Annotated in this window: 18 protein-coding genes; 15 read left to right on the top strand and 3 right to left on the bottom strand. The window is 34.0% G+C overall.

What is annotated here, in order from left to right; genetic code table 11:
* Positions 1–2: 2 nt before the first annotated feature.
* The 15 genes from ACT53H_RS08905 (at position 3) to ACT53H_RS08835 (ending at position 10970) form a co-directional block, all read left to right on the top strand.
* Positions 3–437 (top strand): DMT family transporter, encoded by a 435-nt coding sequence (locus ACT53H_RS08905; protein ID WP_476009090.1) that lies wholly within the window; start codon positions 3–5, stop codon positions 435–437.
* 9 nt (positions 438–446) lie between these two features.
* Positions 447–911, top strand: a complete 465-nt coding sequence (locus ACT53H_RS08900; protein WP_476009089.1) for a DMT family transporter — start codon at positions 447–449, stop codon at positions 909–911.
* A 622-nt stretch (positions 912–1533) separates the two neighbouring features.
* Entirely contained in the window at positions 1534–2079 is a 546-nt protein-coding gene (locus tag ACT53H_RS08895) for a TetR/AcrR family transcriptional regulator (RefSeq protein WP_476009121.1), read from the top strand.
* A 105-nt stretch (positions 2080–2184) separates the two neighbouring features.
* Positions 2185–2478, top strand: coding sequence for a hypothetical protein (locus ACT53H_RS08890; RefSeq protein ID WP_174765375.1), 294 nt, complete (start codon positions 2185–2187; stop codon positions 2476–2478).
* Positions 2479–2617: 139 nt separating this feature from the next.
* On the top strand, positions 2618–3133 hold the full coding sequence (locus tag ACT53H_RS08885) for a hypothetical protein (RefSeq protein WP_238611461.1): 516 nt from the start codon (positions 2618–2620) through the stop codon (positions 3131–3133).
* 58 nt (positions 3134–3191) lie between these two features.
* Positions 3192–3896, top strand: a complete 705-nt coding sequence (locus ACT53H_RS08880; RefSeq protein ID WP_476009088.1) for a hypothetical protein — start codon at positions 3192–3194, stop codon at positions 3894–3896.
* Between the two features lie 111 nt (positions 3897–4007).
* A complete protein-coding gene (locus ACT53H_RS08875) occupies positions 4008–4487 on the top strand; it encodes an SMI1/KNR4 family protein (protein WP_476009087.1) in 480 nt (159 codons plus the stop codon).
* Positions 4488–4640: 153 nt separating this feature from the next.
* The gene (locus tag ACT53H_RS08870; RefSeq protein WP_004792143.1) at positions 4641–4781 is read left to right on the top strand and encodes a hypothetical protein; all 141 of its coding nucleotides are present in this window, start codon (positions 4641–4643) and stop codon (positions 4779–4781) included.
* A gap of 161 nt (positions 4782–4942) precedes the next feature.
* Positions 4943–5125: a hypothetical protein gene (locus tag ACT53H_RS08865; RefSeq protein ID WP_151748298.1), complete on the top strand. Its 183-nt coding sequence runs from the start codon at positions 4943–4945 to the stop codon at positions 5123–5125.
* A gap of 206 nt (positions 5126–5331) precedes the next feature.
* A complete protein-coding gene (locus ACT53H_RS08860) occupies positions 5332–5790 on the top strand; it encodes a hypothetical protein (protein WP_476009086.1) in 459 nt (152 codons plus the stop codon).
* A 262-nt stretch (positions 5791–6052) separates the two neighbouring features.
* Positions 6053–6289 carry a hypothetical protein gene (locus ACT53H_RS08855; protein ID WP_004792149.1) on the top strand — a complete coding sequence of 79 codons (237 nt, stop codon included), beginning with the start codon at positions 6053–6055 and terminating at the stop codon, positions 6287–6289.
* Between the two features lie 784 nt (positions 6290–7073).
* Positions 7074–7289 carry a hypothetical protein gene (locus tag ACT53H_RS08850; RefSeq protein WP_004792153.1) on the top strand — a complete coding sequence of 72 codons (216 nt, stop codon included), beginning with the start codon at positions 7074–7076 and terminating at the stop codon, positions 7287–7289.
* 175 nt (positions 7290–7464) lie between these two features.
* Positions 7465–7863, top strand: coding sequence for a hypothetical protein (locus ACT53H_RS08845; protein ID WP_476009085.1), 399 nt, complete (start codon positions 7465–7467; stop codon positions 7861–7863).
* A gap of 412 nt (positions 7864–8275) precedes the next feature.
* Positions 8276–9472, top strand: coding sequence for a S1 family peptidase (locus tag ACT53H_RS08840; RefSeq protein WP_225623320.1), 1197 nt, complete (start codon positions 8276–8278; stop codon positions 9470–9472).
* Positions 9473–9836: 364 nt separating this feature from the next.
* Positions 9837–10970, top strand: coding sequence for an OmpW/AlkL family protein (locus tag ACT53H_RS08835; protein ID WP_476009084.1), 1134 nt, complete (start codon positions 9837–9839; stop codon positions 10968–10970).
* Positions 10971–11078: 108 nt separating this feature from the next.
* Here the strand turns inward: ACT53H_RS08835 and ACT53H_RS08830 are convergent, their stop codons facing one another.
* From ACT53H_RS08830 to ACT53H_RS08820, 3 genes are read right to left on the bottom strand one after another with little or no spacing between them, the layout of a single operon-like run.
* Complete coding sequence (locus ACT53H_RS08830; protein WP_004792157.1) at positions 11079–12419, bottom strand: MFS transporter; 1341 nt, start codon at positions 12417–12419, stop codon at positions 11079–11081.
* A gap of 9 nt (positions 12420–12428) precedes the next feature.
* Positions 12429–13241 carry an amidohydrolase family protein gene (locus ACT53H_RS08825; RefSeq protein ID WP_174745885.1) on the bottom strand — a complete coding sequence of 271 codons (813 nt, stop codon included), beginning with the start codon at positions 13239–13241 and terminating at the stop codon, positions 12429–12431.
* A gap of 7 nt (positions 13242–13248) precedes the next feature.
* Positions 13249–14538 (bottom strand): SLC13 family permease, encoded by a 1290-nt coding sequence (locus ACT53H_RS08820; protein WP_151962907.1) that lies wholly within the window; start codon positions 14536–14538, stop codon positions 13249–13251.
* Position 14539 lies beyond the last annotated feature (1 nt).

The raw sequence follows: 14539 nt of genomic DNA, 5'->3' as shown, positions 1-14539 counted from the left end.
TTATGCAAATTCTATTACTGTTCCTTACCATTTTGGGTGGAATGGGGCTATCAGTAGAAGCAGGGCTGTTAGGGCCATTAGGAACAGAAGTTGGAGAGTTGTGGGCTACTTTTAGTATTTTTGGCGTAGGGGCCGCACTTACTTTTTTATTAATGCTTTTTTTTAGCCCACGTAACAGTCCTTCATTTTTTACCCTTCCATCTTGGCAGTTATTGGGAGGTGTTATTGGTCCGATCTACGTCATTATTCTCACCATTACCGCGCCGATTATTGGCATTGCCATGACCATGATTGGAATTTTGGCGGGTCAAGTTTTTAAGAGTCTGATTATTGATCACTATGGACTACTCGGAACTCCGCATAGAAAAGTAGATCGTAAACGTGTGCTTGCGCTTTTTTTTATTGTGGTTGCACTTTCATTAGTTGCAAAAGCATAAGTGGGTAATATGACAATATTCATGATTTTATTGGCAGTCATCGGTGGTGCTCTTTTAAGTGTTCAAGCCGCAATTAATGGTCAGCTTGGCAGTAAAGTTGGCGTATTTCGCAGTGCGTTTTTGACGTTTTCGGTAGGTGCTTTAATTACGGCATTGCTTATTTTTTACTTTGAGCCAAAACAAACTTTAACATTGCTAGACGTACCTAAATGGCAATTGCTTGGGGCAATGTGTGGCGTTCCCTATATTGTAATTATGGTCTTAGCTGTGCAAAGAATAGGGGCGGCTGTTGCTACGGTTGCGGTGATTTTTGGGCAACTCTTAATGAGTATGTTGATTGATAATTTTGGTTGGTTTGGCAATAAAATTCTACCTTTTTCAACATATCGATTAGGCGCACTCATCTGTTTAGCAATTGCCCTTTATTTTATCTATTCGAGTAGTAAAACGACTCAAGCAAAACCTAATAGTTAACATATATATAAAGTTGGAGAGTTTTATTAAGATAATATTTAAGATGTTCCTTAAATGTGTAATTTAATGAAAAACAATAATTAATTAAATATTATCTAGCCAATTTCACATTGACACCTTAAATATTGCAGATTACCATTTGCGGGCTGGCCTACATTGCCAGACGGTTTTGACGGACCGTAATTCAACCACATCAGAATTATTTCTTCTGAGGAATAGTTTTGTGTGCACATCTCGTTCCCTCCCGTAGCGGTAGGACGGGAGTGGGACACTTTCGAGTGTGCTGGAGTTGAACCAGTCCGTCAACCTGCTTCCGTTCTGCCACCATAATTTATAATGTTTCGGCAGAACTCCCAAAAGAAGGAGTTGGCTATGCACATTTATAAATTATTGGCAGTCATTGCCAAAGTCTATAACGACACAACTTAAACCATTTTAAAGCAGTTTGATCGCCGTTAGGCTTTTCAGGCTTTAAATCATTTCGATTAAAAACTTAGCAACAATAAAACTTGAGATGTGCCAAGCACAGTCTTTACGGCTTTGCTGTGCCTTTTTTTCTCCCAGAAAAGGCACAGGCTTTTTAATCTCTTTAGAAACAACAAGAATTTATAACGGTAAAAATATGCCAACTTTAGAAACTTCTTCCAAAAAATTACAGGTTATTCATACTGCAATAGAGCTGTTTAATAACTATGGATTTCACAATGCAGGCGTGGACCTCATTGCTAAAAAATCCAAAATACCTAAAGCTACGTTTTATAACTACTTTCACTCAAAAGAGCGTCTTGTTGAAAGGTGCATATCTTTTCAAAAAAGCCGACTGAAAGAAGAAGTGCTGGCAATTATTTACTCAAGCCGTTACCGAACCTCAAGCGATAAACTCAAAGAGATTGTTTTTTTACATGTTCATTTTAATAGTCTGTACTACCTTTTACTGAAAGCCTTTTTTGAAATTAAACAGATTTATTCTCAGGCCTACCACATGGCAATTGAATATAGAAAATGGCTGCTTCATGAGATTTTTGATCTGGTGTTTAGTTTGGAAAACTGCCCACTAAAACCCGATGCCAACATGGTTTTAAACCTTATTGATGGCTTGATGTTTCAGATTTTAAGCTCAAATCGTTTGGATGAAAGGAATGTGGTGGTGGAGAGGTTTTTTGGGTAATATTTGACAATGCTTAATTCTAAATTTTACTAACTAAAGGTTAGAGATTAATTTAAAGTTATAACTGTAGATTATTAAAACTAAACAAATAATGAGGGGATTTTAATGCAAGATGTGAGGACAGGCTTATTAATACTTGAAAATAAAGAAGTTGAGAATATAGCTGATATCTATTCTTTTGAACAAATTAGAGAAATACTGATTTTTGCTCTAACTGATAGTACTTCTGAATATTGGACTATATTAGCTCTAAACCTATTGAGTAAAAAATCTGAGTATATTTCTGATGAAATAATCTTAATGCTTAAAGAAATAGCAGGCATGCCAAAAAAATATACACAAAAAACCAGACATGAGGCATTAAAAATATTTAAAAAACAAAATGGAAATACTAATTAAGGGAGTTATATGAATTGAATTTTTCAAAGAATATAGTAGTTAATTTAACATAGAAGTGGCTATGTATAGATTGGATATACCGCAGTGAAAATTATGAATGAAAACTACGTTAATATTTTCATAGTGTTGGAGTTGTATTGTGCAAAATATAAAAATTAAAAATGATTCATGCCATTTTTTTTATGAACAAGAAGCAAATAGTAAGCAAATTATTAAAGTTTGCTTTGACATATCTGATTTTGATGAACTTCAACAAGTTTATGATTTTTTTGGCGAGAAAATATATGGAAATAATCGAGAGCACTTGAATGACATTCATGCAAATACAAAACAGTTTGGAAGTAATTTGTCTTCATTTCATGACTACTTAAGAGGATACCTCATTGGTGTTTTTCTAGAAAAAAGAGATGAAATTTTATCAGTAATTATAACTAATAAAAACAATAAAAATATTGATGAGGATTGGTTGGCTTTTTTTAATATAATAGTGCAAACTTTTTTTGATTCGCATAGAGATATAAAATATGGGCTTTATATGACATTGGATTTTTCAAGAAGTATCATGGTTAATATGATGGATTATTTTAGTTTTTTAATTTCTGATTATCATAATAGACCAAAAGATGAGCTAGATGAGAATGGTAATTATATGTGATATTTAATTAATTTATGAAGTTAAATTATAACCGCTATATAAATATAGAGTAAAAAAAGTGCATGATGTGATTGAGTCGTCAGTTCTTAGAACCAAATCTCCATTTTTTATTATCGCTAAAAATTTCTTTATCTTTGGATTGCTTTGGATTTTATCTTTATTCTTGTATGGGGATTTTGACACTAAGTCATATTTTTTTATATTTATTTATCTAATTAGTTTCTATGCTACTTATTTTTTTGGATATTTAATATCTAAACCTATTCTTGCAGACCTTGACTCTAACACTCTTAATCAAGTTAAGTTTTTAAGCCTTATATTTTTTACTCTTTATTATGTAATAGTTCCTCTACGCTGCTTTCTAGTTGAAATTCATGATGGTTTATATGGTTTTAGACTTGGTTTTGGGTTCGTTTTTCCGTTCTGGACACTAACCCCAATTTTTATCACTAATCTGAAGGATAAGTTTTATATTTATTTATGTGTCTTGCTATGTGCTCTAGAAGTAATTTTTTGGATATTGCTTTCTAAAATGAGTGGATCTGAATTTTACAAGAGACCTCTATCTGTTGCTATGTTCGTAGGTTCTCTTATATTTGCATTAACGTTTCCTTGGTATTTATCTTGGCTAAGAGAAATAGACATCAAGAAATGGGTTTTACCATTCTTTTTTAAAGAAGATAGATTTATATCTAAAGTAATATCATGGGTGACAATAGGACTCGGTAGTTGCTTTATGTTCTTGTTCTATTTTTTCTTCTAAAAAAGAATTCTAAAAATAGTAGAATTACAGCCTTTTTATTAAGAACAGAGGCGCAATTAGATGAAGCTTAAGAATATTAGGCAAATTTTTTAAATACTGGAGTACTATCAAATGCTACAAGATATTGGGGATCAGTATCCAAATGGCGCAATTAATAAAGAAATTATTGAAAATTTTGCAGCTACCTTAGAGGTAGTATTTCCGCCAGAATATGTTGAACTTATTTCTCAGCATGATGGCATTTATCCTGAAATTTCTAGCTTTGATTATGTTGACACTGATGGTGAACTAAATATCAGTACAGTAGAGTTGGGAGGATACTTGCATGAACCTCGAATAGAAGGGATGCAATTTCCCGAAGGGGCTGATGATTATGACGGAAAATTAATTAGCTTTGGATCTACACCTGGTGGGAATTTCATTTGTTTCGATTACAGATTTCCTTGGATCAAAGATCAACCTAAGATCGTGCTTGTTTTACATGATGAATTCTATGATTTTGGAATGAATGAGGGTAAAAGAAAGGTTCTGTACTTAGCAGATAACTTTGAACATTTTATTAATGCTTTACATAAATTTATTGAGTACTGATTATTACTGTCATTAAAGAAAGCCCACCACAATGCATGCTTCGTTATTACACACTGATTAAAATATATACAGAAACCTCGCTAAAACGAGTTGGAACGCTACAAACGTGAATGATACTTTAAATTTCACTCTTCCCAATAAGTGAGGTGAGCAATGAAATTGTTAGCTTTGTTCAGTATGGGAGTTGCAGCGAGTTATTGTTATAAAACTATAAAAAATAGCGAGCAAGCTCTTCTGAAACCAACTTTTGATGAAATAGTAAAAAACTTTGTATTAGCAGAATTTAAAGGCTAATACATACCATTAATTTTAATTAAATAAAAAGCTCATCGGAAGATGGGCTTTTTTGTTTTTTGTTATAGAATTCAGTTTTATTTTTTAGAAAAAATACACAAACTCTCTTGTTTATTTAGGTGTGTTGACCTAACAATGCGATATAACAGGAGTGTCAAATTATGAAAACAAGAATTGGCTACATTCCTAATGAGGAAGAAGAAGAGGAATCTTTGCTTACGGCGAAAGTTGATTCTGAAATTGAAAAATTAAGAAAAAGAAGGGATGAACGCACACTAACCTATACTGATGAGGAAAAAGATATTAAACATAAAATTCAAATAGAATCTTCATTGAAGAGTTAATATTAGATCTTCACAACTATATTGCGAATTAATTTGCAAAACCATTTTTTTTAAGGGTATAGAAAGTAGTACTTACATAGAATCTATGGCGATTACATTTAGCTATATTATTATTTCATTTTTTAACGTTAAATTTATCATAATTTCATAAAGAGGTACTGAAGCGTACAAAGACTTTTGAATCTCATAACTATAAGGAGATGGAGATGCCAAGGTATTTAGCTATCGCAGATAAAATATATGAAAAAATAAAAAATGATAAGTTATATACTGAAAATACAGTTGAGAACTTAAATTGTCTAATCTGTGAAATCCGTAAAGCTATTAAAGGTACTGAGTTTAAACTTAAACATAATTTTATCAATTTTGAAGAGTGTCTCTTAAAGCCATTAGCTGAGTGCGAAGTCAAAATTGATCTTTCTCTTATGCCTAAGTTTCAAAATGAAGATGAATTTATTTTGTGGTTGGCTGGCTTTATTGAAAGAATAACAATCGGTGGAAAGCCAAAACTTCCTCCTACGTCTCAGATGATACCAAAAGGTTTTGAATTTAATAAAGATATCAAATCTGTACCAATAATCCCCCAAAAAGAAGAAAGTGTTGAAATGATAATAAATTATTTTAAATCTGAGGATTACTTTAAAAAAACTAAAATATCTTCGTGATAAGAATATGAAGGTGTATGTGCATCATACTTCTTTACACTGCTGAAAATATTACAGCGACCGCCTCTGGGGCGGTTTTTTTTAGTTGAATTTTTTTAGCTTTAAATAGAGCTAAATCATTTAGGATTTTGAACAACATAAAAATTAACGACAGTAGAATTCGCCAAAATTAGATAAACATTTTTTAGTAATAAAAAAGATAATACGGTATAAAGATCGACGTGATATGGTATGTGAACACCTCCAAAAATAAGGATTAGATATGTCGGGCAATACAACGAAATGGCTTTGTGTGGGTGGTGTTCTAAGTGGAGAGTGGAGAGAGCAGCAATTAGAAGCTTTTGATGTTGATCCTAATGATTTAAATACTCATAGTTATGAGCCAATGAAACTTATTAATCCTGTTACCAAGGCAGAACAACATTTCTACGTATATACGGAGCTACAGGAACAAGCATATGAGAGGGCAATAAATTTTGCCTTATATAAAAATCAATAAGGATGAGAGAGCACTTAAGTGCTCTTTTTCTTATGGACAGATAAATACCAGTTAAGTTTAAAAACAATTAAAAAAGCCCCTCATATCTGAGAGACTAGTCATATCAATTTTCTGGAATGAATGGCTGTAATTTCTTAAATAACTAAACAAATCAAATTGATAAAAGTAGTTAATATTAAAATAAATCAGTGCACTAATTTATTTTTTATAGTAGCAGAGCCTCAAAACATCTTCCAAGGCACTGTTAATAAGAAATTATTTGTTATTTGGATCAGGTTGTTCATTATTCTCAGGCAGATCTTTTACGGTGCCAGGAACTTGTGAAGGTTCAGTTTCAGTAGGTGGTGTCGCCACAGAATGCTTGTTCATTTGAGCTTTGATTAGATTTGTGTTGTTAGTTGTATTTTGTGAAAAACTTTTAAAACCTGACATTTTTATCTTCTTATCTTCACTAGGGAGAGTTCATAGTACGCTTTAAAAGCCTTTACATTGCGGTAGTTTTAAGACTGATATGTGTTGATATGTCCTAGAAAGGATCTTTATCTCGACGACTTATTTCATAAATAAAATCAATTATATATAACCTGTTGAGTCTTATCCTTTAAATTTTGAAATTATGCGATCCAAATTTCAAGTAGGGGTACATAAAGCACACATATATAAATTTTTAAAGATAGTGGATTAATACAGTTTTAAAAATTAATTCAATCGAGTTGTCTACAAAATATTGATAGTATAAAAATATCGTTAGGCATAATATGCATGATTAAATTGGAGCATATTGATGCTAAAAGACATTACAATTATTGATTTCCAAGGTAAAGAAAAAAGAGCACAGGCAAACTATACGGAAGTAAATACTAATAAAATCAAACATTCATCTAGAGTTCAGAGACCAAAAGTTGAATATATTTTGTTAAAAGGTGAATTTATTTACCCTACTTCAAATTCTGTTTTCTACAGCTCCGATGGTAACAGCTATTATATAGAGTACAAATGACTCACTTCGGTGGGTTTTTTAATGGGTAAAATATAAAAAAGAAGTTGGCTTTAATCCAAGCAAAAATAAGCTCATCGGAAGGTGGGTTTTTTTTATTATAGTAGTGTTTATTGAGACTGAGACTAGAGCTTTTGATTTATAATTTAAATCCAAAGAATTTTTACGTCCAATAAAAATGAAACTATCTTCAATTATCCTTGTCTTATTTTATTTAAGCTCTACTTACTTACATGCTGAAAAATTAGAAAAAGAGAAAATCGAAACTTATGTAAAGTCGATAGAAAATTATCGAACTGCTGAACAAAACTTAGAAAATTATTTAAGCGGAATTCATTCGGTAGGACAAGTTAGCTTTAAACATCAAATGAGAATAGCAGACCTTTTATGTGATGTGGGGAAAGCGCAAAAACCTATGATTGAATTTATGGAGTTAAATAAAGAAAGATTTGGATTGAAACAACAGGATGTTATGAATATTTTTCCAAATGATCGACAAAAATTACAAGAGGAATTGGAAGAATTAAAAGATACACCGTATGAGTGCGGTAAGCAGAGTTATAAACATTTGTTGTGATGATCTTGTCACGGCAGTAACTGCCCTAAAACAAAAAATAATAGCTAGTAAGTTTGGTTTATTAATGAGCCAGCATCAAAAATAATATTTTTACAACCAGATAGCCTCAGAAATTATGGCACAAGATAGCTCCAGCTTATTGATTGTTTATGAGACATCATCTTATAACTTTTAATACTTGCACTAAGTTAAGCAAAAAGACTATTTAAAAAATAAACAAAAAATAACGGTTAATAATATTTTGTTTTATAAATTGTAATTCTCTAATTTTTCCTTATAAATATTATATTTAATGGCGAAACATTATATGAATACCTGAGGTTATGCTCCTCATGTTTAAAATTTGGTTGGTTTTTATAGAAACAATATATCGTTATATTTAAATCTTATTTTTTTGACCAGAAGGTAAAAAATGAAAAAAATATTAGCACTAACAATTTTAATATCCTCAACTTATACATTCGCTACACCAAATAATGGAGCTGAACAAGATATTCGAAGCTATTCTTTATTGCATGGCGTAAGTACAGCAGAAGCAAATAAAGCATTAGTATTAGAAGCTAACCGAGACTCGGCACTCGACACTATTGAAAAAGAATTTAAAGGGCGTATAGGTGGTATTTACGTGGAAAACGCACCTACATATAAAATTGTGGTTAGAGTCAAAGGTTATGGCCAGAATGAGAAAAGAAATGTAGCGGTAGGGAATGCTATTTCAAAAAGCAATTTGCCTATAGAAATTCAATACGGAGCTAAAGAAACAAGAGAGAATGCTAAAGGACAATTAAATAAAGCTGCTAAATTAGCTAGTAAATATTTTTCTAAAGTTCAAACTGTTGGATATGACGAAAAAAGTGGAAGTATTTATGTTCGTGTAAAGGGCAAACAAACAACAGAGAACCAAAGAAAAATAGATCAAATCAAAGCTGAATGGAACAACCCGAACTTACCGCTAGAAATTAATTTAGTTAACTGGTCTGTAAAGCCTCTTGTAGATGCTAATGGTGGGACTTTTGTTGCAGGACAAATCAGCTCAACAATGTATGCAGATTGTACTACAGGTTTTGGCATCAAAAATGCCAATGGTACAAAGTACATGAGTACAGCTGCTCACTGCCCTAATAACTTCAAGAGTAAACAGGATGGAACTCCATATACATTTGTAGGTGAGATTCCGTTTGCACAGTCTAATGATCTTCAGTGGAATAGTACAACAGCCAATATCACCAATAAGTTCTACGTAGGACCAACCACCACTAGAACACTTACTGGTCGACGTACTCTATCTGCAACAAGAGTTGGTGATAGTGTTTGTCACTATGGTAATGCAACAGGATATAGTTGCGGTACTGTTAGAGGTGTGGGCGTAATTGTTCCAGAATATGATCCTAATACTGGTGCGCCTCTATTTCCTGGCAGTTTTTGGGTAGATGTAAATACGTCTACTTGTGGTGGTAGTGATAGTGGTGGGCCCGTATTTACAGCTTTAACGATTGCCAGTGGTATTCTTTCACTCGGAGCAATAGATGATGTAACAGGTGCTTGTCAAGGATATTACTATGTCCCTACAGATAAAATTTATGAAAATGGTTTTTCTTTCATTTACTAATTAAATTCCATAGATGCGATAGCATTTTTTTTGATTAAATCTAAATACAGACTATTCTGTATTTTTAACTCCGCTAAAAAATTATTTAGCGGAGTTTTTTATGGGTGAAATCTAAGAAAAATAAAATAGGCTTTAATCCCAGTAAAAATAAGCTCATCGGAAGGTGGGCTTTTTTTTAATTTATAAATTTCCATAGAAAGTTCACTTATATTGTATAATTTTCAATCAATTAAAATAAATTAAGTAAAATTAATATATTGTTTTATAATACTTTTTATCGGAAAATTTTACCAAAAGTTAAAAAAATCTTTATTTTAAATGAAGAGGTTAATGGAAACCTCTTAAATAAAATAAAGGAAATTAAATGGATATTTTAAAATTAATAGGCGGAAATCTGCTCGCCGTGGCTTTTGTAACGGGAACTCAAACCTCACATGCAGAATTTAAACGGTTTTCTGTGTCTGCTGGGTGGTTGCATGTCATGCCACAAGGAAAGGCAAATCCATTCAACATCAATACTGCTGTAGCAAATGGAACCACGGCCAAAGTTGGAGCTATTTCTACTTCAGCATTTATGAAATCAATAGACCCTAATGCAACATTATCAACTGGAGAAAATGCCAAAGAAGTTCTCGATATGGTATTTAGCCATCCAGTCGATGAAAACGGCAATCAGCAGCAATCAGTTGGTCAGTTATTAGGGCTTGTAGATGAAAATGACATGGTTTCGGCTGATCTAACTGGAACAGCGACTATTAAAGGATTGGAGCAATGGGAAGCTCAAGGCACAGGCCTTGAAGCTGATGATGTAGATACTTTGGGATTAATGTTTAATTATTACGTTAATGAAAATGTGTCATTACAGCTCATCGGTGGGATTCCTCCAAAGGTTGATATTAAGGGGAAAGGAGAAATCAACGCGCCGTTATCTGGCTTTGCAAATCCAGAAGGCCTCGCTGCTTTAGTAATTGGCGATAAACTTGATTTATTACAAGATATTCCGATCACTAATCTTGGTAATAAATCGAAAGCTGCTACGGTACGTGCATGGACTCCAGCATTAGAGGCTCAATATCAGTTCGGAAAGGCAGGAGTAAATAAATTCCGCCCATATATTGGCGCAGGAATTATGTATTCACGCTTCTCTAATATTAAGTTAAACGACCAAATTAATTCTGACTTAATTGCTGCGGGGCATATGATTCAGAATGTTCTAGATAACAATGCTGGTGCAGCTTTAGATGGTAAAACTTCGAGTGCAAATCCATATGTTCGAGTTAAAGCAACTGATGCGATTGCCCCAATTGTGAGTCTAGGAGCTACTTATGACATTACGCCAAATTGGTATGCCGTTGGTTCAGTGTCTTATGCTAAGTTAAATAACCGCGCAAATATTGATGTGATTGATAGCAAAACAGGTAAGCAGTTAATTCATGCCTCAACCAAAGTTGATATTGATCCTTTAATTACATATCTAGGTGTGGGGTATCGTTTTTAATATTTGTCTTTAAATTAGAATCGTATTTACTACAGTAAAGAAAGCCCTGCTAAATATTGTTTTTAGTAGGGCTTTCTTAAATTATGAGAGCAAATTAAATATCATTGCTTAAACCACTTTTTGAACCTTTTGCGCCTTCGGCAAAGTTGGTTTCCTTCCCAAATATAACGCAATCATTGCACCCGTAAATGTAAGCATACATAGCGGTAAAAGAGAAATAGGGAAACTACCCGAGTAGTCTTTGACTATGCCCATGATAGAGTTCATAAGGCCAGTACCAATATGCGCGATAGTATTGACCGCCGCAATGCCCACAGCAACTAAAGTAGGTGGTAAACGTTCAGAAACCAAAGCCCAGAAAGGACCTTTAATGGCATAGTTACCCATCAAAACTAACGAGAATAAAAGCAAGCTTAATGTTAAAGATGAAGTAAAAATCGTAAGAAGCAAACCAAGACTCGTCACAAATAGCGGAATAGCTGTGTTCAAACTCTTATTACCACTTTTATCAGCATGTATGCCCCAAACAATCATAAACACAGCGGCTAAACCAAACGGAATCATATTTAACAGACCGGTTTGCATAGCAGTTAAATGAAAGGCTTTTAAAATTTGAGGCATCCATAACGATAAAATATTGCTGGTTGCTGAACTTCCTGCATAGATAATTGCGAAGAACCATAAATATTTATTGGTAATAAGAAGTTTAAACTTACTCTTTTTCTGCTCAGCACTGTCTTGTTTTTCAGAATTTAACAATTGGTTTTTTTCAAAAGTTAAGGTGTTTGAGAGCCATTCCTTTTCTTCTTGATTTAACCATTTAACATTATTTGCAGTGTTAGGCAGCCATACAAGACAAAATAAACCAAGAAGAATCGCGGGTAAGGCTTCTAAAATTAAAAGCACTTGCCATCCACTTAAACCCAGTAAACCATGTAAACCTAATAATAAAGCAGATAACGGTGAACCGATAAAGTTAGATAAAGGAATGGCAACCATAAATACAGCAACAATTCGAGCCATATATCGTTTTGGGAACCAGAGCGTTAAATACAGTAGTACGCCCGGGAAAAAACCAGCTTCGGCAGCGCCGAGTAAAAATCTTGAAATCGAATAAGAAATGGGGCCGGTAATGAAGGCGGTACAGCAACCCACAATTCCCCAAGTAATCATGATTCTTGCAATCCAGATACGTGCCCCCAGCTTTTCCATTGCCATGTTGCTGGGAATTTCAAATATAACGTAGGCAATAAAGAATAATGTCGCACCGAAACCAAAGGCGGTAGCAGTTAAACCAATTTCTTGGTTCATGGTTAAAGCGGCGAAACCAATATTCACCCGATCAATATAAGCGATGAAATAACAAAGAATGAGGAAAGGAAGAATACGAAAAGAAAGTTTACGGATCGTTGACTTTTCTACTTCCGATATAGATATATCATTTTTCATACATACTCCTTATGTACGTGAGAAATCAAACAGCTCGGTCGGGTTCTGATTTAAAATTAAACATTGCTCGTGTTTATCAAACACGATGTGTTTAAAAGTTTTAAATGCGTCCTCATAAGTTATTGAAGATTCATGTTGGGTATGCGGCCAATCGCTTCCCCAAATGAGTTTGTGTAAAAAGCCTTTTTCTTTAAGAATGTTATAGGCCTGTCGTGCCATATTTATATTGTTAGGCGTAGTACCTAAACGGTAGAAACCGGACACTTTAATCCAGTGCTGTTTTACGTTAAGTAAGCTTAGAAACTTCTGATAATCTGGATCTTCAATCCCTTTAACTGGGTCAACTCGGCCAAAATGGTCAATCACGACATTAAAACTATAGTCACCCAGTTGTGGTAAAAGCTGGACCAGATATTTTGGTGGAGCGTGCAATTCAACTTGCCAGTTGAGACTTTCCACATTTCGTAAAAACTTTTGCCATTCAGGCGTATTTAGCGAAGGTGGGTTAAGACCGAATAGATTTAAGCGAATACCGACGATGCCTTGTTCTTTAAGTTGCAATAGCTCATCAAAAGCCGTCGTATGTTGAACAACGGCGATTCCTTTTAAACGGTCAGGGGATTGCTGAATTGCATTTAACATCGCTTGATTATTTGTACCCAAAAAGCTGGGTTGAACTAAAACGCCATGCGTAAAATTGTGTTGATCAAGATGAGAGACAAAACTTTGTACAGTTGCATCGTAATCAGGTGCGTATCGTGCTGTTTCGATACTGTGGTCCTGAGTCGAAAAAACATGTGCATGTGTATCTATACAGTTCATTTCCATCTCACATTACAAATTTTAAAGCGAAAATAGCGATTAAAGCTGCGATTAGTCCTACAGGAATGGCTTTAAATAACAGTTGATTAAAGAATTTGGTTTTATCGATATCTGCTGGTGCTGAAGCCATAATGAGGCTACCGCCAGATGAGAAAGGAGAAATAGCTGTAGCTTGTGCCCCCACAACAATACAAATGAAGAGCACAAGTGGATTTAATCCAGACGTAATTGCAAGCGCTGGAACAATTGGAAATAGGGTTGGGGCAACAACACCAAGCGTGCTTGAAAAGACAGACATGATGGCACTAATCAGGCATAGCAGTACTGGAATAACCCAAACTGGAACGTTGTGTGCTAACCATTCTGAAAGTGTCGTAATAATGCCGAGTTTCACGCCTAATGCGATGAGCATACCGACACCACAAATCATGATAAGCGTTCCCCAAGGCACAAGTGCAACGACCTTTTTCTCATCGGCAAGTTTCATGAGTAAACTGATGAGTGAAAAGGTAATGGCAAGGAAAGCAATATCAATTTTGGAATTTAAAAAACTGATGGTTTTTGCATCTGGAAAAACAAGGTGCAATATGGGAAAAACCAAAACAATCGACATCATTAAAATAATGAGAAAAATTGATTGTTTCTGCTTTTTGTCGAATGGCTCAGGCTTTTGATCTTCAATGACAATTGAATTACTTTTTCTATTCCAGAGGGTATAAATTCCCAATACTGCAATTGGAATAATTAAAGTTAAGACAAAAATTCCGCTACTATATGAAAAAGCGGTTTGAGAGCTAATGCCTGTATTTTCCATTAAGCTTCGGAAAATAATGCCACTTTGTGATGTCATAAAATTTGCGCCAGCTAAAGCGCCGTAATTTGCAGCCATCCCACCAATAATCATATTCATATTGGTTTTTTTACACAGCAGCAGGGTAATCGGTGCCATAAAAGCAAGCACCGTATAAAAACCTGCGCCTAGGCCGGCAATAATGGTCGCGGCGAAAAAAATCGCTAAAGGTAAAAACTGAGGAAACTTACGGCATTTATATAAAAGATGGCTGGCAAGCTTCTCTAGTGCGCCATTTGCCAGAGCAAAGTTATAAAACAGAGTAACAGATAAAATAATAAAGAAAATTTTGACAGGCCATAATTCAATAACTTCAGAAGGCTTAAGACCCATACCAAAACAACCGATCAGGTAGGCAAACGCGATTGTAAAAAATCCAATATTGATTTTTGTTTTATAACCTAAACCTATAGATACAGCTAAAGCCATCAGCATTAATGCAGTCATA

It is taken from the genome of Acinetobacter sp. DMC2 (genome assembly GCF_056314305.1).
This window is presented reverse-complemented; position numbering and strand designations above follow the sequence as displayed.

Bases quoted from the DNA above. Each gene is read 5' to 3' on its own strand.
- ACT53H_RS08900 (WP_476009089.1), top strand. From the start codon at position 447: ATGACAATATTCATGATTTTATTGGCAGTCATCGGTGGTGCTCTTTTA.
- ACT53H_RS08865 (WP_151748298.1), top strand. From the start codon at position 4,943: ATGAAAACAAGAATTGGCTACATTCCTAATGAGGAAGAAGAAGAGGAA.
- ACT53H_RS08875 (WP_476009087.1), top strand. From the start codon at position 4,008: ATGCTACAAGATATTGGGGATCAGTATCCAAATGGCGCAATTAATAAA.
- ACT53H_RS08835 (WP_476009084.1), top strand. From the start codon at position 9,837: ATGGATATTTTAAAATTAATAGGCGGAAATCTGCTCGCCGTGGCTTTT.
- ACT53H_RS08820 (WP_151962907.1), bottom strand. From the start codon at position 14,538: ATGACTGCATTAATGCTGATGGCTTTAGCTGTATCTATAGGTTTAGGT.
- ACT53H_RS08830 (WP_004792157.1), bottom strand. From the start codon at position 12,419: ATGAAAAATGATATATCTATATCGGAAGTAGAAAAGTCAACGATCCGT.
- ACT53H_RS08855 (WP_004792149.1), top strand. From the start codon at position 6,053: ATGTCGGGCAATACAACGAAATGGCTTTGTGTGGGTGGTGTTCTAAGT.
- ACT53H_RS08870 (WP_004792143.1), top strand. From the start codon at position 4,641: ATGAAATTGTTAGCTTTGTTCAGTATGGGAGTTGCAGCGAGTTATTGT.
- ACT53H_RS08850 (WP_004792153.1), top strand. From the start codon at position 7,074: ATGCTAAAAGACATTACAATTATTGATTTCCAAGGTAAAGAAAAAAGA.
- ACT53H_RS08845 (WP_476009085.1), top strand. From the start codon at position 7,465: ATGAAACTATCTTCAATTATCCTTGTCTTATTTTATTTAAGCTCTACT.
- ACT53H_RS08895 (WP_476009121.1), top strand. From the start codon at position 1,534: ATGCCAACTTTAGAAACTTCTTCCAAAAAATTACAGGTTATTCATACT.
- ACT53H_RS08840 (WP_225623320.1), top strand. From the start codon at position 8,276: ATGAAAAAAATATTAGCACTAACAATTTTAATATCCTCAACTTATACA.
- ACT53H_RS08825 (WP_174745885.1), bottom strand. From the start codon at position 13,241: ATGAACTGTATAGATACACATGCACATGTTTTTTCGACTCAGGACCAC.
- ACT53H_RS08905 (WP_476009090.1), top strand. From the start codon at position 3: ATGCAAATTCTATTACTGTTCCTTACCATTTTGGGTGGAATGGGGCTA.
- ACT53H_RS08890 (WP_174765375.1), top strand. From the start codon at position 2,185: ATGCAAGATGTGAGGACAGGCTTATTAATACTTGAAAATAAAGAAGTT.
- ACT53H_RS08860 (WP_476009086.1), top strand. From the start codon at position 5,332: ATGCCAAGGTATTTAGCTATCGCAGATAAAATATATGAAAAAATAAAA.